The organism is Cobetia amphilecti (assembly GCF_020217465.1).
Lineage (GTDB): Bacteria > Pseudomonadota > Gammaproteobacteria > Pseudomonadales > Halomonadaceae > Cobetia > Cobetia amphilecti.
In genome coordinates this window covers 3,033,610-3,052,275 of sequence record NZ_CP084115.1, presented here as the reverse complement: position 1 = coordinate 3,052,275, position 18,666 = coordinate 3,033,610, and the positions used below count along the sequence as shown (strand labels likewise).

The 18,666-nt window shown below is 62.7% G+C and carries 16 protein-coding genes and 5 tRNA genes; 8 read left to right on the top strand and 13 right to left on the bottom strand.

The features are described 5' to 3' along the window. Window positions 1-118 precede the first annotated feature (118 nt). Both LCW13_RS17485 and LCW13_RS12825 read right to left on the bottom strand, forming a co-directional pair. Complete coding sequence (locus LCW13_RS17485) at window positions 119-1,048, bottom strand: lytic transglycosylase domain-containing protein (RefSeq protein WP_318527662.1); 930 nt, start codon at window positions 1,046-1,048, stop codon at window positions 119-121. Between the two features lie 175 nt (window positions 1,049-1,223). Then, the gene (locus LCW13_RS12825; RefSeq protein ID WP_225347089.1) at window positions 1,224-2,954 is read right to left on the bottom strand and encodes a proline--tRNA ligase; all 1,731 of its coding nucleotides are present in this window, start codon (window positions 2,952-2,954) and stop codon (window positions 1,224-1,226) included. A gap of 265 nt (window positions 2,955-3,219) precedes the next feature. Between LCW13_RS12825 and LCW13_RS12820 the strand changes: the two genes are divergently transcribed. After that, window positions 3,220-4,653 (top strand): Dol-P-Glc:Glc(2)Man(9)GlcNAc(2)-PP-Dol alpha-1,2-glucosyltransferase, encoded by a 1,434-nt coding sequence (locus tag LCW13_RS12820; protein ID WP_225347088.1) that lies wholly within the window; start codon window positions 3,220-3,222, stop codon window positions 4,651-4,653. Window positions 4,654-4,697: 44 nt separating this feature from the next. Here the strand turns inward: LCW13_RS12820 and LCW13_RS12815 are convergent, their stop codons facing one another. From LCW13_RS12815 to LCW13_RS12780, 8 genes are all read right to left on the bottom strand, one after another. Further along, the gene (locus LCW13_RS12815) at window positions 4,698-5,150 is read right to left on the bottom strand and encodes a SpoIIAA family protein (protein WP_225347087.1); all 453 of its coding nucleotides are present in this window, start codon (window positions 5,148-5,150) and stop codon (window positions 4,698-4,700) included. Between the two features lie 327 nt (window positions 5,151-5,477). Further along, window positions 5,478-5,562 (bottom strand) — tRNA-Leu (locus LCW13_RS12810). A 487-nt stretch (window positions 5,563-6,049) separates the two neighbouring features. Beyond that, window positions 6,050-6,123 (bottom strand) — tRNA-Cys (locus LCW13_RS12805). Between the two features lie 112 nt (window positions 6,124-6,235). Next, a tRNA-Gly gene (locus LCW13_RS12800) sits at window positions 6,236-6,310 on the bottom strand. Window positions 6,311-6,466: 156 nt separating this feature from the next. Next, on the bottom strand, window positions 6,467-7,015 hold the full coding sequence (gene pgsA, locus LCW13_RS12795; RefSeq protein WP_043331361.1) for a CDP-diacylglycerol--glycerol-3-phosphate 3-phosphatidyltransferase: 549 nt from the start codon (window positions 7,013-7,015) through the stop codon (window positions 6,467-6,469). A 249-nt stretch (window positions 7,016-7,264) separates the two neighbouring features. After that, window positions 7,265-9,298 carry an excinuclease ABC subunit UvrC gene (uvrC, locus tag LCW13_RS12790; protein ID WP_225347086.1) on the bottom strand — a complete coding sequence of 678 codons (2,034 nt, stop codon included), beginning with the start codon at window positions 9,296-9,298 and terminating at the stop codon, window positions 7,265-7,267. A gap of 299 nt (window positions 9,299-9,597) precedes the next feature. Further along, window positions 9,598-10,260, bottom strand: a complete 663-nt coding sequence (gene uvrY / locus LCW13_RS12785) for a UvrY/SirA/GacA family response regulator transcription factor (RefSeq protein ID WP_043331360.1) — start codon at window positions 10,258-10,260, stop codon at window positions 9,598-9,600. 129 nt (window positions 10,261-10,389) lie between these two features. Beyond that, a complete protein-coding gene (locus LCW13_RS12780; protein WP_225347085.1) occupies window positions 10,390-10,542 on the bottom strand; it encodes a hypothetical protein in 153 nt (50 codons plus the stop codon). Between the two features lie 18 nt (window positions 10,543-10,560). Here LCW13_RS12780 and LCW13_RS12775 point away from each other — a divergent pair. From LCW13_RS12775 to LCW13_RS12765, 3 genes are all read left to right on the top strand, one after another. After that, a tRNA-Ala gene (locus LCW13_RS12775) sits at window positions 10,561-10,636 on the top strand. A gap of 74 nt (window positions 10,637-10,710) precedes the next feature. Then, window positions 10,711-10,786: transfer RNA gene (locus LCW13_RS12770), tRNA-Ala, on the top strand. 262 nt (window positions 10,787-11,048) lie between these two features. After that, window positions 11,049-11,921 (top strand): AraC family transcriptional regulator, encoded by an 873-nt coding sequence (locus LCW13_RS12765; RefSeq protein WP_225347084.1) that lies wholly within the window; start codon window positions 11,049-11,051, stop codon window positions 11,919-11,921. An 87-nt stretch (window positions 11,922-12,008) separates the two neighbouring features. Here LCW13_RS12765 and LCW13_RS12760 read toward each other — a convergent pair whose 3' ends face one another. Next, on the bottom strand, window positions 12,009-13,088 hold the full coding sequence (locus tag LCW13_RS12760) for an ABC transporter ATP-binding protein (RefSeq protein WP_054555527.1): 1,080 nt from the start codon (window positions 13,086-13,088) through the stop codon (window positions 12,009-12,011). 146 nt (window positions 13,089-13,234) lie between these two features. Next, window positions 13,235-14,152, bottom strand: a complete 918-nt coding sequence (gene argF / locus LCW13_RS12755) for an ornithine carbamoyltransferase (protein WP_043331358.1) — start codon at window positions 14,150-14,152, stop codon at window positions 13,235-13,237. 316 nt (window positions 14,153-14,468) lie between these two features. Between argF and grxD the strand changes: the two genes are divergently transcribed. Continuing rightward, on the top strand, window positions 14,469-14,801 hold the full coding sequence (gene grxD / locus LCW13_RS12750) for a Grx4 family monothiol glutaredoxin (protein WP_043331357.1): 333 nt from the start codon (window positions 14,469-14,471) through the stop codon (window positions 14,799-14,801). Window positions 14,802-14,986: 185 nt separating this feature from the next. Here the strand turns inward: grxD and rnt are convergent, their stop codons facing one another. Beyond that, complete coding sequence (rnt, locus tag LCW13_RS12745) at window positions 14,987-15,682, bottom strand: ribonuclease T (RefSeq protein WP_054555724.1); 696 nt, start codon at window positions 15,680-15,682, stop codon at window positions 14,987-14,989. Between the two features lie 267 nt (window positions 15,683-15,949). Between rnt and LCW13_RS12740 the strand changes: the two genes are divergently transcribed. From LCW13_RS12740 to LCW13_RS12730, 3 genes are all read left to right on the top strand, one after another. Then, window positions 15,950-17,215: an argininosuccinate synthase gene (locus LCW13_RS12740; protein ID WP_225348161.1), complete on the top strand. Its 1,266-nt coding sequence runs from the start codon at window positions 15,950-15,952 to the stop codon at window positions 17,213-17,215. Between the two features lie 325 nt (window positions 17,216-17,540). Next, window positions 17,541-17,828, top strand: a complete 288-nt coding sequence (locus LCW13_RS12735; RefSeq protein WP_306424366.1) for an HlyU family transcriptional regulator — start codon at window positions 17,541-17,543, stop codon at window positions 17,826-17,828. A 52-nt stretch (window positions 17,829-17,880) separates the two neighbouring features. Next, window positions 17,881-18,585 (top strand): glutathione S-transferase, encoded by a 705-nt coding sequence (locus LCW13_RS12730; RefSeq protein WP_153636321.1) that lies wholly within the window; start codon window positions 17,881-17,883, stop codon window positions 18,583-18,585. Window positions 18,586-18,666: the final 81 nt, after the last annotated feature.

The window sequence follows — 18,666 nt, the reverse complement described above, 5'->3', positions numbered from 1 at the left end:
GATCGCAAGCGGTAAGCAAAAAGCCTCGCCCGGTGTTCCGGGCGAGGCTTTTTCGTGTCTGCTGCTTTTCTCGTCAACAGCTGATGTCATCACCTGCTGTCGGGCATGTAAGGGCGTGTCAGGGACTGCCACCGGCGGCCAGCGAGCGGTTGGCAGGGCCATCGAAGGTGTCCTCGGCGACGAGCGGTTCCTGGCCGTGCGCAGCGCCGGTATGTTGCTCGATGCCCTCACCTTGCTCAACACCACCACTTTGCTCGAGGCCGTGGCGTGGCTCGGACTGGCCGGGCTCAGTGCTGCTGGTCTCGGCGCGTCGTGACGCATCTTCGTCGGCGGTGTCGACAAGGCCTTCGGGCGAGCGTTCGGCGACGAAGGGCGCCGGCGCCTGATACCACCAGCGGGTGGTCCAGGCGCGCATCACCCGCTCCGGGTACCAGGTCTTGCCGAGGCTGCCGTTGTAGCGTGCCAGCGCATCGGTGATGTCGCCTTTCTCGCGTTTGAGATAGTGGGCAAGGATGGTGGCGCCGTAACGCAGGCTGGTGTCCTGATCGAGCAGATTGTCGTCGGGTTCGCCGATCTCACGCTTCCAGAACGGCATGACCTGCATCAGGCCGCGAGCACCGGCGTGGGAGACAGCAGTGGGTTTGAAGGCGCTCTCTACCTGGATGACGGACAGGATCAGCTCCGGTGCCAGGCCTGTGCGCGTCGCTTCGCGGCGCACCTTGCGCAGCAGGTCGATGCGCGCGGCGCGGTCGGGCATGTAGCGCTCCAGACGCTGCTGCATGCTCAATACCCAGTGCAGGGCATCGATGGGGTCCTCGAAGGCCTCGGGCTCGGCCAAGGCCTCGCGCAGGCTGTCACGCAGCCCCGGCGACAGCCCATGCTCGGGGGGCGCGGCGGCGGCCTGCACCGGTGGGCTTGTCAGTCCGGTAGACGCAGCGCTCAACGTCAGCAGGACAGCGGCCAGCCACGGGCGCAGGCGGCGGTGTGGGGTGTCGCCTGCAGCGCCTTTTACGGGCGGCGCTGAAGGGGAAATCGATGAGATGGTCATGCGCAGTCCCTGCGTATCAGTCATGGCGCCATTATGCCGTTACCGCGGCGTTGACGGTAATGGGATGTTCAAGGAAGGCAGATAACGAGACAGCCCGCCCCTCGAGAAGAGGAACGGGCTGTCTTGGGTACTGCGATAGCGTCAGCCGTGAGCGAGTGGCTCAGGCTGCTTGAGTTCAGCTCGCGCTGCGCTCGGCCAGGAAGTCCAGCAGGCTGTCGACGGCGATCATGGTCGCTTCGGAGTCGGTGCGGCCCTTGTACTCGTACTCGCCATTGTCGAGACCGCGGTCACCGATCACCAGGCGATGCGGAATGCCCAGCAGCTCGCCGTCGGCGAACTTGTTGCCCGGGCGCAGATCACGATCATCCAGCAGCACGTCGTAACCGGCGGCGGTCAGCTCCTGATAGACGCGCTCGGCGGTCTCGCTGACACGCACGGACTTGTGGGCGTTCATCGGCACGATGGCGACCTGGAAGGGCGCGATGGCTTCCGGCAGCACGATGCCGCCCTTGTCGTTGCCCTGCTCGATGGCAGCAGCGACCACGCGGGTCACGCCGATGCCGTAGCAGCCCATGGACAGCGGCTGTGCCTTGCCGTTCTCGTCGAGCACGGTGGCGTTCATGGCTTCGGAGTACTTGGTGCCGAGCTGGAAGATGTGACCCACCTCTATACCGCGTGCGATGTCGATCACGCCCTGGCCGTCCGGTGACGGATCACCGGCGACGACGTTGCGGATATCGGCGATTTCCGGCAGCGGCAGATCGCGCTCCCAGTTGAGGCCGAAGTGGTGCTTGCCTTCGATGTTGGCACCGGCACCGAAATCGCTCATCAGCGCGACACTGCGATCGATGATGATCGGCATCTCGAGGCCGACCGGACCGAGGGAGCCGAAACCGGCACCGACGGCGGCGCGCACTTCCTCGTCGCTGGCCATGGTCAGCGGCTCGGCGACCTGCGGCAAGTGCTCGGCCTTGATCTCGTTCAGCTCGTGGTCGCCACGCACCATCAGCGCGATCAGACCACCTTCGACGCCTTCGGCCGCCTTGACGATCAGCGTCTTGACGGTCTTCTTGATGTCCAGACCGTGCTGCTCGACCAGCGCGGCGATGGTCTTGGCGTTCGGCGTGTCGACCAGCTGCATCTCCTGGGTCGGTGCCGCGCGCTCAGGCGTCTCGCCCAGCGGTGCCGGCAGCGCTTCACACTTCTCGATGTTGGCGGCGAAGTCGGAGCCGGTGGAGAAGGCGATGGCGTCTTCACCGGAGGCGGCCAGCACGTGGAATTCGTGGGAGCCGGTGCCACCGATGGAGCCGTTGTCGGCGATGACGGGGCGGAAGTCGAGACCCAGGCGCGTGAAGATGCGCACGTAGGTGTCGTACATCACCTGATAGGTCTCTTTCAGGGATTCTTCGCCCAGGTGGAAGGAGTAACCATCCTTCATCACGAACTCGCGTGAGCGCATCACACCGAAGCGCGGACGAATCTCGTCGCGGAACTTGGTCTGGACCTGGTAGAAGTTGGCCGGCAGCTGCTTGTAGCTGTTCAGCTCACGACGCGCGAGGTCGGTGATGACTTCCTCGTGGGTCGGGCCGACACAGTAGTCGCGCTGGTGACGGTCAACCACGCGCAGCAGCTCGGGGCCGTACTGCTCCCAGCGACCGGACTCCTGCCACAGCTCGGCTGGCTGCACGGCTGGCATCAGCAGTTCCTGGGCACCGGAGCGGTCCATCTCTTCACGCACGATGCGCTCGACCTTGCGCAGCGTGCGCAGGCCCAGTGGCATCCAGGTGTAGAGGCCGGAGGTCAGGCGACGGATGAAACCGGCCCGCAGCATCAGCTGGTGGCTGACGACTTCGGCGTCGGACGGGGTTTCCTTGAGAGTGGAAATCAGCAGTTGACTGGCACGCATGGGCTCAGCGATCCCTCGACTTGTCGCTTTGATCGGTACGCTTCGCAGTCGCGAAGCATGAACAGGCAGGTCTTCGGCACGCCTTGTGCAGGCGTATCAACGAAGCAGGCTGTGCGCATTGTACTGCCGCGAGCCTTGGAGGGGCAAAGTGCATGGCCAGACTGGAAAAATCCGCGCCGGCCTGCCGATACTGGTGACACGGGATTTCCCTTTGGAGAGGGCCGTGAACGGCTTTCTCGGGGAGATCTGACAAGGAGACAAGGATATGTCGTCACTCGATCAGCGCATGGGATACGCGCGCGCCAGACATCGCTGGCCCTTGAAGGTGGGGCTTGTGTTGCTCGCATTGGGGGCGTGCCTGAGCGTCTCCCTGTGGCTGGTGAGCCTTCGCCTGCCGATCCCTTTCGTCGATGAGGGAGTGCATTTCGCACAGATTCGCCAGTTTCTCGCCGGCGACTGGAGCCAGCACCCCAAGCTGACCACCCTGACCCTGTATCACGCCAGCATGGCGGTGACGCTGATGGCACTCCAGGCGTTGGGGGAGTGGCTCAATCTTCCTCTCGCGGCTGACACCCTGGCCGGACGCTGGCCTGAGATGCCCTCGGTGAACTGGGTGCGGGGCCTGTCGCTGCTCGGCTTCAGTGTCATGGCGTGCATGGTCTGGCGGGCGCTGCCGAGCGTCTATCGGCGCCTGGCCCCCATGCTCGATGAGCGCGATGCCCAGCAACAGGCGAATCGTCAGAGCTGGCAGTGGTTATGGCTGCCGATCATCTTCCCCTATCTGGCGCTGGTGTATACCGACCCATGGATCATCGTGCTGGTCGCGCTGCAGCTCGTTGCGCTGGTGCGTGAGCGGCGTCTGCTGTTGCTGGTGCTGATCCTGGGCGGCCTCGGCTTGCGGCAGGACAGCATCGTGCTGCTCGGGCTGTGGGGCGGTCTGTTGCTGTTCATGACGCATGCGCAGACAGGGGTTCGGTCGCAGGCTGTCGGCATGGCGCCACCGCTGCGCTCGCCGTTGCGTCAGCTTTCCGTCTGGTGGGGGCTGATCGTGCGCTGGTGGTGGGTGGCCGTGATTCCGGTGGCCGCCTTCATCGGGTTTGTTCTCTGGAACGACGGCATTGCCATGGGCGATACCACGCGTCATCAGGCCGGTTGGCACACCGGCAATCTCGGCTATTACCTGGGCGTGATCGGCGTGGTGTTTCTGCCATTGTGGTTGGCCGACCTGCCGCGTCAGTGGCATCTGCTGTGGTGTCTGTGCGCCCGGGGTGCCTGGCCATGGCGGGGCATTCTGCTGCTGGGAGCGCTGGCGGGCGTGTGGGTCATGCTGGTGATGAGCTTTGAGGTGACGCATGACTACAATTTCCAGCGCTGGACGATCCGCAATAGCTGGCTGTTATGGCTCAAGGAGCACCCGGTGGGGCTGTGGGTCACCATGCTGCTGACCACCAGCATGGCGCTCTGGTGGCTGAGGGCACCGCTGCGGCTCGGTCATGGTGGTTTGCTGTTGGTGATGCTCGCCTTGATGATCTGCACGCGGGAGCTGATCGAGACGCGCTACATGCTGCCATTGATCACGGTCTTCCAGCTGCTGCGCTGTGCTGAGCGCCCGCAAGTGGAGCGCGCAATGACGCTCTGGGCGGTGACGATGGGGGCGCTGCTGCTGGCGGGATTGGTGCTGACACGCACCCTGCCATGAGGCGGTGGCAGGGCGTTTTGGGGGCTCACTCGATGGCGGGTGCTTCAGGCCTGATGGCGTTTCGCCGCCGGGGTCTGGGCATCATGGCCGGTGGGGGCTTTATTGGCGCCAGCACCGAGACCAGAGCCACCACGCGGTGGCTCGGCGACCCAGGCATAGGCAGCCTCGCGCTCGTCGGGCGAGAAGTGGCGCACCTCGATGGAGCGCACCAGATGCTTGCTGAACTCGGTGACATGGCGCAGCCAGTCGGCCTTGCTGATGATGGCTTCGCGCTCGAAGTCTCCCAGGTGGCGCAGGGCATAGCCGATGTCATTGAGCAGGGCGGCGGGTGTGATCAGGCCAAAGCGTTCAATCTCCACCAGCAACGAGATTCGCTCATGGCGCGCCAGGCGTTCGTCGCATTCCTTGATGATGGGGGCGAGCGAGGCCTGATCGATATGTCCTGCGAGATGCAGGGCGACAACGTGATCGGCGGGACTCTTGAGCAGTGTCAGCATGTTTGGCTCCTGCACTGATGCATGTTGGCTGGGCGAGCCGTGCTGGAAGCCAGCGCTGGCGTCGCTACCTCTTCAGTGTAGTCGCATGTAAGCAGCTTGCTGGCGTCTGGCCAGGCGATTGTCGGTACTGTTCGTGTCGAGGAGCTGCCAGCAACGGTTACCTCTCTCGACGTCTGGCCGCGCGAGGCATGACGAGCGGAGCAGTGTTCAGGTTTGAAAAGTGACAGGCTTGAAAAATATCAGCCATGAAAAGTATCAGGCACGAAAAAGCGCCGCCCCTCGTGAGAGGAGCGGCGCTCTTGAATTCAGTATGGTGCTTGCTTGATCTGGTACGGCCAGCCGGACTCGAACCGGCACGCCCGAAGGCAGGAGATTTTAAGTCTCCGGTGTCTACCGATTCCACCATGGCCGCGCAGACTGGCGCATAACTTATCATATTTCAGATCAAGGTCAACTTTAATGGCGATGACACTCTACTGAATGCGTGATTTAACTGACTGTTATGCAATGAAATTGCGACGGTCTGTGGTTATCGTGAGCGCTGACATTGAGGAGGGAAAGCAGAGCGCTTTTCACCCGGCATGATCGCGGCAAGCGACGCGAAAAGGCGCGCGGTGGAGAGGGGCGGGGCAACAGATAGTCAGTACCAAGCGCGAAGGCGCACAGGGGAAGTCGCTGACGGGTGCCGGAACACTGTCAGAATCACGGACAGATGAAAACAGAGAAATGATGTGGCAAGGAAATGGCTTGGCAAGGCGTAGATCAGACGATAACCAAGCGAAAAAGCGTCAGGGTTGCAGCAATGTAAATCGAAACAAGCAAGGGAAGTGTGACGACCCGAAGGGGGTGGGTGTCATATCCATTCCGGAGGGAAACAGGGGATGTTTCGGTATCTGAAATGGAGGCTGGAGTCGGAATCGAACCGGCGTACACGGAGTTGCAGTCCGCTGCATGACCACTCTGCCATCCAGCCTCAATGATCGAGATGTCAGTCGAAACTGATGTCTGATCCGAGGAGTATCCACTGATGCTGCTGCAGATACATGAGTCAGTAAATCAGGTGAATGTTGCGCTACCTGTGTTACTGGAGCGGGAAACGAGATTCGAACTCGCGACCCCAACCTTGGCAAGGTTGTGCTCTACCACTGAGCTATTCCCGCTGAACTCGAGGTCGAATTATACGGATAATTCCCATGCTGTCAAACAGTTAATGAAAAATTGTCTCGCGAGTCAGGTCACTGGAAACGAAAACGCCCACCGGCCATAGGGGCGGTGGGCGTTGAGGCATTCGCAGCATCTCGTGGCTGAACGGGGTGTCAGACCGAGCGCACCAGTTCCGGCCAGGCGGCACGCAGGTAGCTGATCATCGACCACAGCGTCAGCGCTGCCGAGATATACAGCAGGGCCAGGCCGGCATCCCCCCCGACACTGCCCGGAGCGAAGAACAGCAACATGAACAGGGCCAGCATCTGGGCGGCCGTCTTCAGCTTGCCGACCCAGGACACCGCGACGCTGCCGCGCTTGCCGATCTCGGCCATCCACTCACGCAGCGCCGAGATGACGATCTCGCGACCGATGATGACCAGGCTCGGGATGGTCATCCACAGGCTGTCGTAGCGTTCGATCAGCAGGCCCAGTGCCACCGCGACCATCAGCTTGTCGGCGACGGGGTCCAGGAAGGCGCCGAAGGGCGTGGTCTGATTCCACAGGCGGGCCAGATAGCCATCGAACCAGTCGGTGATGGCGGCCAGTGCGAAGAGCAGCGCCGTCAACGGCAGGCTCCATGCATAAGGCAGATAGAAACATACCACCAGCAGCGGAATGAACAGGATGCGGATCAGAGTCAGGATATTGGGGATGCTCATCGTGACGGCACGAGTCCTTGCATGAAGCGTAGGTGGCTGGGCGCAATCGAGGGCGAGTCGAGACCCTGAAGAAAGCCGATCGATTGGCGCCGCACAAGTCGTCTATTCTAGCCTGCCGGCGGCGCATTCAGCCATGCCAAACGGCAGGTTATTCAAGCCAACGCTCTGTCACTCTTCCTTGAGCGTTGAGTCGATGGTGCCAGAGGCAGCCATGTCGTGCACGGGGGCAGCCAGGCAGCGTCTGGTGGATCAGCCATGCAGCGCCTGGTGGATCAGCTCGGCGAGTGATTCGCTGATGCCGGGCACGCGCGCCAGTTCCGGCTTGGAGGCCTGTTTCACCCCCTGCAGGCCGCCGAAGAACTTGAGCAGCTCTCGGCGCCGCTTGGGGCCGACTCCCGCGATGCCCTCCAGGCTTGAGGTGCGCCGCGCCTTGTCACGCTTGGCGCGGTGACCGGCGATGGCGAAGCGGTGCGATTCATCGCGCACATGCTGGATCAAGTGCAGCGCCGGTGAGTGGCTGTCGAGGTCCAGGGTGTCATGCACCGTCTCGATGAACAGCGTCTCGAGCCCTGCCTTGCGCGTGGTGCCCTTGGCCACCCCGAGCAGGATGATATCGGTCACGCCGAGTGACTCGAACACCCCGCGCGCCATGTTGAGCTGCCCCTTGCCGCCATCGACCAGCAGGATGTCCGGGCGCTTGCCTTCGCCTTCCTGCAGGCGCTTGAAGCGCCGCGTCAGTGCCTGTTGCATGGCGGCGTAGTCATCGCCGGCCGTCACGCCTTCGATATTGAAGCGGCGGTAATCCGACTTGATCGGCCCGTCATGATCGAAGACCACGCAGCTGGCCACGGTCGCCTCGCCATGACTGTGGGAAATGTCGAAGCATTCCAGGCGCTTGGGCACCTCATCGAGGCCCAGCGCATCGCGCAGTGACAGGAAGCGATTGGACAGCTGCTGGCGGCTGGCCAGCTGGGTGGCCAGATGTTGCTCGGCGTTGGTCTGCGCCAATGTCAGCCACTGGGCGCGATGGCCACGCACCTGATGCGCGACCCGTACCCGACGTTCGGCCTTCTCGCTCAAGGCGCCTTCCAGCAGGTTGGCGTCATCGAGGGCCAGCGAGGTCAGCACCTCATCCGGCATCTCCCTGTCCTGGCCGAGATAGTACTGGCTGACGAAGCTGGTCAGCAGCTCGCTGCTGGTCAGGTCCAGACCATTGCCCGGCGAGAAGTGACGCGCACCGAGCATGCGACCCTGACGGACCGAGACCACGCTGATGCAGAGCCCGCCGGGGCGCTCGGCCAGCGCCAGGATGTCGGCGTTGCCGGTGCCGGTGTCGACGTATTGCTTCTCCTGCATGCGGCGCAGCTGGGCGACCTGATCACGCAGGCGGGCCGCTTCCTCGAATTCCAGCCTCATGGCCGCGTCTTCCATCGCCTGGCTGAGCTCGTCGGTGACCTTGTCGCTCTGGCCGTTCAGGCACATCACCGCATGTTCCATGTCGCGGCGATAATCCTGCTTGCTGATGTAGTCGACACACGGCGCGGTGCAGCGGTTGATCTGATATTGCAGGCACGGGCGATCGCGGTGGGCAAACACCGAATCCTCGCAATTGCGCAGGCGGAAGATCTTCTGCATCAGGGTCAGTGATTCGCGTACCGCGACGCTGCTCGGGTAGGGGCCGAAGTAGCGTCCGTCATTGCGCTTGTGGCGCACGCGCTTGAACTCCAGCGCCGGATAGTCGTGATGCTGGCTGATGAAGACGTAAGGGTAGGATTTGTCGTCACGCAGCAGGATGTTGTAGGGCGGGCGCAGCTCCTTGATCAGGGTCTGCTCCAGCAGCAGGGCCTCGGTCTCGCTGCGCGTGATGGTGACCTGCACATCGGCGATGCGCCCGACCAGCGCCTGGGTCTTGGCATTGAGGCCGGTATTGCGAAAATAGCTGGAGAGGCGCGCCTTGAGGCGCTTGGCCTTGCCCACGTACAGCACGTCACCGGCGCTATCCAGCATGCGATAGATGCCGGGCGCGTCGCTGACATGCTTGAGGAAATGGCGGGCATCGAAGCCGGTCGCCTCGCTGCCCTGCAGCAGATCACTGCTCGCGTCGCTGGTGATCAGGCGGCTGGAGACACGCGCGGCGTCACTGCGTGCGCGGCTGTCAGCCTGCGCACTCGCTGAGGACGCAGGTTGGGCATCAGGCTGGCTGGCGGTGTCTGCCGGCTCCTCATTCTCGGGCGACTGAGAAGTGGTGTCCGTCATCGTGGGGTCAGTGTGCTGCTTGGCCATGAGGTTCCTCGTCCAGAGATGCCTCGAGTCTATCAAACAAGGGCGATTGCTCGCAGGCATGGGGGCGACGGCGCCATGCTGCAATGCCTGCTGTCATGACCGGCCCGATCAGGACGTGCCACTCAAGAACATCTCAGAAAGAAACGCCTCATGCATGAACGTCCCAGACAGAAACGCCTCATGCAACAACGCCACCCGGGGAAGGTGGCGTTGTTGCATGAGGCGTTGTCGGCGCTGCTCGGGAGTGTCACGAGTAGCGCGGGCCTGCAGTGTGTGACGGGCTGGCAAGGTGTGCTTGTTCAGGCCTCGTCAGGACGGTCCAGCACGTAGTCATCCAGTAATTGGTGACGCATGGCCAGATGCGTCATCTCCACGTCGCTGGTCACGCCAAGCTTGTCGAAGATGCGGTAACGGTAGGTGTTGACTGTCTTCGGGCTCAGGTGCAGGCGGTCCGAGATCTCGCTGACGCGATGGCAATTGACGATCATCGTCGCCACCTGCAGTTCTCGGCTCGACAGCTGATCGAAGGGATTGCTGCGCTGGGTGTCCATGCCCGAGAACACCAGGCGCTGGGCGATTTCCGGGGACAGATAGCGTTCGCCAGCGGCCACCTGATGGATGGCGCGAATCATCTCGTCAAAGGGCGTGCCCTTGGAGATGAAGCCGAAGGCTCCCGCTTCCAGCAGGCGTTTGGCGAAGGACTCTTCCAGATAGGCGGTCAGCACGATGACTCTGACGTCGGGCAGGCTGCGCACGATCTTCTGTGTGGCTTCCAGGCCATCGACGCCGGGCATGCGAATGTCCATGAGCACGATATCCGGGCTGTGCTCACGGCAGAGTTTGATCGCGGTTTCGCCATCCGAGGCTTCTGCAATCACCTTGAGCCCATCCTCTAGCTCAATGGTACGGACGATGCTGGTACGCACCAGGTGGTGGTCGTCAGCGACAAGAACCTTGATCAAGGCGGCTCCAGTAAAGATGTCAATAAGCAGTGAAGTGAATGCGGGATCCAATGTACCCATTGGACAAGGGCTTGTCGATGCCCTGTTATCCAGTGCGTCGCGTTCAGGATAACCACTACTGATATAGTGCTAGCGTGATTCCTGCTCCTTGTCGTCGGCCGTGAGGCAGTGAGCGAGCCCCTGCGGGAAACCGTGCTCCGCGATGCGATCCGCAGACTTCGCGCGCTCCACAAAGCGCAGCAAAAATAAGAGGTTGACGACGTATTCGTCGCTCTGTAACATGCGCTCCATCGTGAAGACGGGGCCTTAGCTCAGCTGGGAGAGCGCAACACTGGCAGTGTTGAGGTCAGCGGTTCGATCCCGCTAGGCTCCACCATGATTCACGACAAGCCTGTCCGGATTTCATGTGCCTCTTGCCTGCAAGTGACATGCGAAATGACAGTCTGATTCGGGGCCTTAGCTCAGCTGGGAGAGCGCAACACTGGCAGTGTTGAGGTCAGCGGTTCGATCCCGCTAGGCTCCACCAGAATTCTTGAAAAAGCGGTCATCCTTCGGGGTGGCCGCTTTTTTTGTGTCCGGCTTTCAGCTTGCCCCTGTCAGCTTGCCCCTGTCTGCAGCTCGACCCTGTCTGCTTCACATATATAGCCGCCGGTGCCCGGGTCTGCCAATACGGAGAGGAATGGACGATAAATCTCACTCAGGCTCGAGGTCGGCTGAAATTGCCGACAATCGTTGCCTGATCGTCTCAAGTTGTTGATGAAAGGCAGGCCTGGCGCTAGATTGGCGACATGAGCAGACAAGAGATCACACGACTCGTGGCGAGCCTCGCCCACGAGGAAGGCATTCGAGAGACCGCAGTGAAGGGCGTGCAGCTCTTTCGCATGACGGAGCCCGTGCGCTGCGCGCCGGCCATCTATGAGCCCGCCGTGGTGGTGATCGTCAGCGGTGCCAAGGAGGCGATACTGGACGGCGAGCGGCATGTCTACGACAGCCGCCAGTATTTGTGCTGTCCCATCTCGATGCCGGTCGAGGCGGGCGCCCCCACGGCCTCGCCAGAGACGCCGCTGCTGGGCGTCTACCTCTCGCTGGATACGCGGGTAATGACGGAGCTTGCCATCGAGATGGAGAGCGCCGTGGGCCTCGTGCGCCAGCCGGCCCGCGGCCCGTTGCCGCCGGGGCTTGCCCTGGCGCATTGGGACGCCGCCTTCAGCGATGCCTTGTTGCGACTGCTGCAGGTGGCGCAGAACCCCGCCGATGCGGCGATATTGGGAGAAGGGCGGCTGCGGGAGCTTTATTACGCCGTCCTGAAGGGAGAGGCCGGTGAGTCGGCGCGACGCGCCTTCGGTGTGGGCAACGAGATCGCGCGGGCGATCGATTACCTCTCCAGCCGACTGGACGAGCCGGTCAGCATTGAAGACATGGCCGGGCGGGTCGGCATGAGTCGCGCCGTCTTCCACCGCAAGTTCAAGCAGGCGACCACGATGTCGCCGATCCAGTTCGTGAAGTCCATGCGCCTCAATACCGCTGCCATGCAGATCGCCAATGGCAAGACCGTCAGCGAGGCGGCTATGGCCGTGGGCTATGTGAGCTCCTCGCAATTCAGTCGCGAATTCAAGCGTCTGTACGGGCAGTCGCCCAAGCAGTGGAGTCAGTTCAAATAGCGACACGCCACCAGCGGGGCATGAAAAAACGGCCATCCGAAAGGAGGCCGTTTTTTCATGGCTGGCGATCATCCTGCGCGTAGGGTGCTAGAGCACCGCTTCACTCTCCTCGACACGCTCGAAGAGGATCAGGTGATCGGCCTGGATACGCAGCATGACCTGCTCGCCGGGCTGATAGTCGTGATGGCTGTTGAAGGCCGCCTCGACTTCCCGCCCGGAAGGCAGCGCCAGCCTATAGAGGGTGCTGGTGCCGGCGAAGGTCGCGCTGAGCACGCGCGCCTTGAGGTCGGTGGCTTCCGAGTCCCCTTCGGCCAGCACCAGGTCATCCGGGCGCAGCAGCACATCCACCGGCGTGCCGGGTGCATACGGATAGGCACGGTTGCCGCGAATCACGCCCAGCTCCGTGCTCACGCATTCGTTGTCCTTCAGCGTGCCGGGGATGAAATAGCCCTGGCCGATGAAGTTGGCGACGAAGCGCGTGGCAGGTTCGTGATACAGATTGAACGGCGTGTCCCACTGCTGCAGATGACCGCCGTGGATCACGCCGATCTGGTCGGCCATCGCGAAGGCCTCATTCTGATCATGCGTGACCAGCACCGCGCTGATGCCGAGGTGCTTGAGAATCCGCCGCACCTCCTGACTCAGCTGGCGCCGCAGCTCCACGTCCAGATTCGAGAACGGCTCATCGAGCAGCAGAATGCGCGGCTCCGGCGCCAGCGCGCGGGCCAGGGCCACGCGCTGCTGCTGGCCACCGGACAGCTCATGCGGGAAGCGCTCGCCGAGATGGGCGAGGCCGACCAGCGTCAGCAGCTCCGTCACCTTGTCATTGCGCGCTTCACGCGTCATGCGGCGCACGCCGAAGGCCACGTTGTCCGCCACGCTCAGGTGGGGGAACAGCGCGTAATCCTGAAAGACCATGCCGACATGGCGCTGCTCCGGCGCGGTCAGATGAGTCGCGCTGGACAGCACCTCGCCTTCGAGACGAATCTCGCCCATCGCTACCGGTTCGAAGCCGGCAATCGCGCGCAGCAGCGTGGTCTTGCCGCAGCCGGAGGGGCCGAGCAGGCAGGCAATGTCACCCTTGTTGAGGGAGAAATTGATGTCGCGAGTCACGACGGTGGTGTCGTAGCGACATTCCAGCGAATCGATCTGAAGGAGCGGTTGCATGATGGCAGGTCAGTCCGGATGGCGATGAAGGCAGCGGAGCAGGGGAGTGCCCGTCTCGCTTGAGCATACGTGAGCGCCGCCTGCGTGGATGCAGGCGGCGGCAGGGCACCCCTTCGGCTTGCTGAGCGGCGGCTCAGCCTTGAGGCTCAGTCCTGGCGACCCAGCATCAGGAACTCGAGCAGTGCCTTCTGGGCGTGCAGGCGATTGCCCGCTTCCTGCCAGACGACGGCGCGCGGGTCATCCAGCAGACCCATGCTGATCTCTTCGCCGCGGTGTGCCGGCAGGCAGTGCAGGAAGATGACATCGTCGGCGGCCTTGTCGAGCATGGCTTCGTCGACCTGGAAACCGGCGAAGTCGGCTTCACGCTTGAGCTGCTCTTCTTCCTGACCCATGGAGGCCCAGACATCGGTGGTCACCAGGTCCGCGCCCTGCACGGCTTGCTGCGGATCACGATGGATGCTGACGCGCTGGCCAGCCGCCGCGACGATCTCGCTGTCCGGCTCGTAGCCTTCCGGGCAGCAGATGCGCAGATTGAAATCGAATTGACGCGCGGCGTTGATCCAGGAATGGCACATGTTGTTGCCATCGCCGATCCAGACCGCTGTCTTGCCCTTCACGGAGCCACGGCATTCGGTCCAGGTCATCACGTCGGCCAGCAGCTGGCACGGATGATAGTCGTCGGTCAGCGCATTGATGACCGGCACGCTGGAGGCGTCGGCGAAGGCTTCGATATCGGAGTGGGCGAAGGTGCGGATCATCACGCCATCGACCATCTCGGACAGCACGCGGGCGGTGTCGCCGATCGGCTCGCCACGGCCCAGCTGGGTGTCGCGCGGCGACAGGAACAGCGCATGGCCACCGAATTGCGCCATGGCCGTCTCGAAGGACACGCGGGTACGCGTGGAGGACTTCTCGAAGATCATCGCCAGGGTGCGGTTGGCGAACGGCGTATAGACCGGACCTTCCTTCTTCAGCCCATCCTTGATGGTGATGGCGCGCTGGATGAGGTAGTCGAGTTCTTCCGGAGAAAGGTCAAGCAGGGTCAGAAAGTGCCGGGTGGCCATCGAGCGGGCTCCTGTCAGGGTCTCGGGCAGCACCATCGAAAAGGGCGCCATGCGTCGGAGGGAAGGAAGTCGCCGACGATCACGGCGCCCGGATGGCGCTGCCTGTCAAAAGAGCCATCCTAGCCAGCTCGGCTCGAGCGTGCAACGCTCACGCCGTTATCAGGGCGGCCATGGCGCGCGCTGCAGGGCCGATGCGCGCTGCTGCAGACAGCAATCCACAACTCGGGCACTATCGGGGGCTGAATTCATGGCTTACCCCCAGTAGAATGAGGGAATGACACTCACGGGCCTTGCGCCCACCGTCCGAGGATTGCACATGAGCACTACCATCGAATCGATCGAAAAGCAGATTGGCGAGAACCCGATCCTCCTGTACATGAAGGGCACCCCGCAGCTGCCGCAGTGTGGTTTCTCTGCGCAGACCGTGCAGGCCGTCATGTCCTGCGGCGAGCGTTTCGCCTTCGTCAACATTCTCGACAACCCGGACATCCGCGCCGAGCTGCCGAAATACGCCAACTGGCCGACCTTCCCGCAGCTGTGGGTCAACGGCGAGCTGGTCGGCGGTTGCGACATCGTGGTCGAGATGTACCAGAGCGGCGAACTGGAGCCGCTGATCAAGCAGGCCGCTCAGGAAGCGTCTGCCGAGTGATCGGCATCTTCTGATCGGCATCTTCTGATAGGAGTCGCTCTGATCGGGCTCGCTTTGATCGGGCTCGCCTTGACCCGAGCAGTGCCGAGCAGAAAAAACGCCCCCGCAGCCTGGCTGCGGGGGCGTTTTCATGTCTGGCTCTCAGAGAGTCTGTCAGCCGGAGGAGCTGTCAAAAGCTCTGCCAGTCAGGGCGCGGGCGCGTCGAGCGAGGCCGGCACCTCATCATTCATGCCCTGTTCCTTCATCGCCAGGTCCCAGCCGCCCAGGTCCTTGAAGCGGTTGACCATCGCGCAGAACAGCTCCGCGGTGCGTTCGGTGTCATAACGCGCCGAGTGGGCGGAGGCGTTGTCGAACTCGATGCCGGCGGCGCGGCAGGCGCGGGCCAGTACCGTCTGGCCATAGACCAGACCCGCAAGCGAAGCGGTATCGAAGCACGAGAACGGGTGGAACGGATTGCGCTTGATACCGCAACGCTCGACCGCCGCGTTCAGGAAGCCCTGATCGAAGGCTGCATTGTGGCCGACCAGCACCGCACGCGTGCAGCCGTGCGCCTTGATGGCCTTGCGCACCGGGCTGAAGATCTCGCCCAGCGCCTGATTCTCGGCCACCGCGACCTGCTTGCGCACCGGGTTGTCGAGATCGATACCGGTGAAATCCAGTGCCGACTGTTCGATGTTGGCGCCCTCGAAGGGGGCCACGTGGAAGGCATAGGTCGCATCCGGCACCATGTTGCCATCGTCGTCCATGGTCAGCGTGACGGCAGCGATCTCGAGCAGTGCATCACCGGCGGCATTGAAACCACCCGTCTCGAGGTCGACCACCACTGGCAGAAAGCCACGGAAGCGCTGTGCCATCTGCGTGCGCTCGCTCGCCTGGGTCATCAAGATCTCCAATCCCGTCATAGCATCTCGTGCTGCGTCGTGCGTATTGCCGACGCTCAAGGTGGCCAATTGTAGCAGGGCGAAAAGGGCGCGTCGCGGCGCTGGCCGCGTGCCGGGGTGTCTCTGGCCCTCCTGGCAGTATCGGTGAGGTGCCAGCCTCGCTATAATCGGCGTCACATCGTGATTCGGGTAGATGAGCGGCTGCGCTTGCGCGGCCCTCGCTCGTCTGGACCGGGCGATCCAACCCCACCTGCGGCCACGGCGTTCATCAGTGGTACGCGGGAACTACAAGCATCAACTCAGGAGTCAAGCATGTCCGACGTGCAAAAGGTCGTTCTCGCCTACTCCGGCGGCCTGGACACTTCAGTCATCGTCAAGTGGCTGCAGGAAACCTACAACTGTGAAGTCGTGACTTTCACAGCTGACCTCGGTCAGGGCGAGGAAGTCGAGCCGGCGCGTGCCAAGGCAGAAGCCCTCGGCGTGAAGGAGATCTACATCGAAGACCTGCGCGAGACCTTCGTCCGCGATTACGTCTTCCCGATGTTCCGTGCCAACGCCATCTATGAAGGCGAGTACCTGCTGGGCACCTCCATCGCACGTCCGCTGATCGCGCGTCGTCTGGTCGAGATCGCCAACGAGACCGGCGCCGACGCCATCTCTCACGGCGCGACCGGCAAGGGCAACGACCAGGTGCGTTTCGAGCTGGGCGCCTACGCGCTGAAGCCGGGCATCCAGGTCATCGCGCCGTGGCGTGAGTGGGACCTGAACTCCCGCGAGAAGTTGATGGAATACTGCGAGCAGCACGGTATCGAAGTCGACTACGCCAAGAACAAGAAGAAGTCTCCGTACTCCATGGACGCGAACCTTCTGCACATCTCATATGAAGGTGGCGTGCTGGAAGACCCGTGGACCGAGTGCGAAGAAGAGATGTGGCGCTGGAGCGTCAGCCCGGAGCAGGCGCCGAATGACGCGACCTACATCGATCTGACCTACACCAAGGGCGACATCACTGCCATCGACGGCAAGGAAATGGCCGCTCACGAAGTGCTCGAGTACCTGAACAAGGTCGGCGGCGCCAACGGCATCGGCCGTCTCGACATCGTCGAGAACCGTTACGTCGGCATGAAGTCGCGTGGCTGCTACGAAACACCGGGCGGCACCATCATGATGCGTGCTCACCGTGCCATCGAATCCATCACTCTGGACCGCGAAGCGGCCCACCTGAAGGACGAGATGATGCCCAAGTACGCTGAGCTGGTGTACAACGGTTACTGGTGGAGCCCGGAGCGTCGCATGCTGCAGGCGGCCATCGATGAGTCCCAGAAGGTCGTCAACGGCGTCGTGCGTCTCAAGCTCTACAAGGGCAACGTGATCGTCGTCGGCCGTCAGTCCGAAGACTCGCTGTTCGATGCGTCCATCGCGACCTTCGAAGACGATGCGGGCGCCTACGACCAGAAAGATGCTGCCGGCTTCATCAAGCTGAACTCCCTGCGCCTGCGTATCGCGGCCAGCAAGGGACGTGGCATCGAGTAATCTCTGATCCGATAGCCTGATCTCGGAACACCATGACGCCGGCCCCTGCTGCAGCCATTCGCTGCCATAGGGGTCGGCGTCGTGCTATCCGGCTGTCGGTGCCACGTTATCCGGCTGTCGTATCTCGCTTTAGGCGGCCAGAGCCGGGCGCGCTTTCGTCTGATGAGGTGCTGCTCATCCAAGGCACGCATGGCGCTCAGGGGCGTTGCTGAGCGCTTTTCTCCCCCGTGGGTGCATGCGATGCTGACAGAAGCCTCTTTTCATTGTCATTTCTGCACGTAGATTGCCGGCGACCGTCATGGCGGCCGGCCAAGGAAGATATCTCATGCTGGGTATGCTGAAGAAACTGTTTGCCGCAGGCGAGCCTGCGCCGGTCAAGGAACCGGAAGCCACCGAATACAAGGGCTATCTGATCGTGGCGATGCCGCAGAAGCACGATGGTCAATACCGGGTGTCGGGCGTGATCCGCAAGCCGGTGGAAGGCGGCGAGATGCTGGAGCATCGTTTCGAGCGCTCCGACACCGTGCCGGGCGAAGAGGGCGCCGTGGAGCTGACCCTGCTCAAGGCGAAGCGCACCATCGATGACCTGGGTGACAGCATCTTCGAGCGCTGATCGCCCCGAAGCTGACTGCTGCGCACTTGCCCCCACCCTCAGGAGCACGCCCATGATCACGGTTCACCATCTGGAAAACTCGCGCTCGCAGCGCATCCTGTGGCTGCTGGAAGAGTTGAATCTTGAATACCGTCTGCAGACCTATGCCCGCGACAGCAACAGCATGCGTGCGCCCAAGGCGCTGAAGGAGATTCACCCGCTGGGCAAGGCGCCGATCATCACCGACACCACGCTGGCGGGAGAGAATGCCGAGCCGGTGGTGGTCGCCGAGTCCGGTGCGATCATCGAATACCTGATCGATCTGTACGCCGGCCAGGGCAGCGGCAGCACTGCCCATCTGCGCCCGCCCGCCGGCAGCCAGGCCGAGCGTGACTACCGCTTCTGGCTGCACTTCGCCGAAGGCTCGGCGATGCTGCCGCTGATGCTCAGACTGGTGTTCTCGCGTCTCGACAAGCCGCCGGTGCCGTGGCTGGTGCGCCCGATCGCGCGCAAGCTGGCCAAGGGGGTGAACGACAGCTTCATCAGTCCGGAGATCAAGGCGCATCTCGCCTACATGGATACCTGTCTCGAGCATCGCCAGTGGCTTGCCGGCGACTCGCTGACCGGTGCCGATATCCAGATGAGCTTCCCGATCCAGGCGCTCGATGCGCGCCAGGGGCTCAAGAATCACCCGAATATCCAGGAATGGCTGGCCCGCATCCGTCAGCGCGAAGCCTTTCAGCGCGCCGTGGCCAAGGGCGGCGAGCTGGCGCTCTGACGCGCTGATGCTTTTGCGCCCTGATGCTCGGGCGCGATGCGCAAATATCATATGGCTTGCGCATTTTTGCGCTATTGATGT

Excerpts from the sequence above, each read along its gene's own strand:
- LCW13_RS17485 (WP_318527662.1), bottom strand. The coding sequence starts at position 1,048 with ATGACCATCTCATCGATTTCCCCTTCAGCGCCGCCCGTAAAAGGCGCT.
- LCW13_RS12825 (WP_225347089.1), bottom strand. The coding sequence starts at position 2,954 with ATGCGTGCCAGTCAACTGCTGATTTCCACTCTCAAGGAAACCCCGTCC.
- LCW13_RS12820 (WP_225347088.1), top strand. The coding sequence starts at position 3,220 with ATGTCGTCACTCGATCAGCGCATGGGATACGCGCGCGCCAGACATCGC.
- LCW13_RS12815 (WP_225347087.1), bottom strand. The coding sequence starts at position 5,150 with ATGCTGACACTGCTCAAGAGTCCCGCCGATCACGTTGTCGCCCTGCAT.
- pgsA (WP_043331361.1), bottom strand. The coding sequence starts at position 7,015 with ATGAGCATCCCCAATATCCTGACTCTGATCCGCATCCTGTTCATTCCG.
- uvrC (WP_225347086.1), bottom strand. The coding sequence starts at position 9,298 with ATGGCCAAGCAGCACACTGACCCCACGATGACGGACACCACTTCTCAG.
- LCW13_RS12780 (WP_225347085.1), bottom strand. The coding sequence starts at position 10,542 with ATGTTACAGAGCGACGAATACGTCGTCAACCTCTTATTTTTGCTGCGC.
- LCW13_RS12765 (WP_225347084.1), top strand. The coding sequence starts at position 11,049 with ATGAGCAGACAAGAGATCACACGACTCGTGGCGAGCCTCGCCCACGAG.
- LCW13_RS12760 (WP_054555527.1), bottom strand. The coding sequence starts at position 13,088 with ATGCAACCGCTCCTTCAGATCGATTCGCTGGAATGTCGCTACGACACC.
- argF (WP_043331358.1), bottom strand. The coding sequence starts at position 14,152 with ATGGCCACCCGGCACTTTCTGACCCTGCTTGACCTTTCTCCGGAAGAA.
- grxD (WP_043331357.1), top strand. The coding sequence starts at position 14,469 with ATGAGCACTACCATCGAATCGATCGAAAAGCAGATTGGCGAGAACCCG.
- rnt (WP_054555724.1), bottom strand. The coding sequence starts at position 15,682 with ATGACCCAGGCGAGCGAGCGCACGCAGATGGCACAGCGCTTCCGTGGC.
- LCW13_RS12735 (WP_306424366.1), top strand. The coding sequence starts at position 17,541 with ATGCTGGGTATGCTGAAGAAACTGTTTGCCGCAGGCGAGCCTGCGCCG.
- LCW13_RS12730 (WP_153636321.1), top strand. The coding sequence starts at position 17,881 with ATGATCACGGTTCACCATCTGGAAAACTCGCGCTCGCAGCGCATCCTG.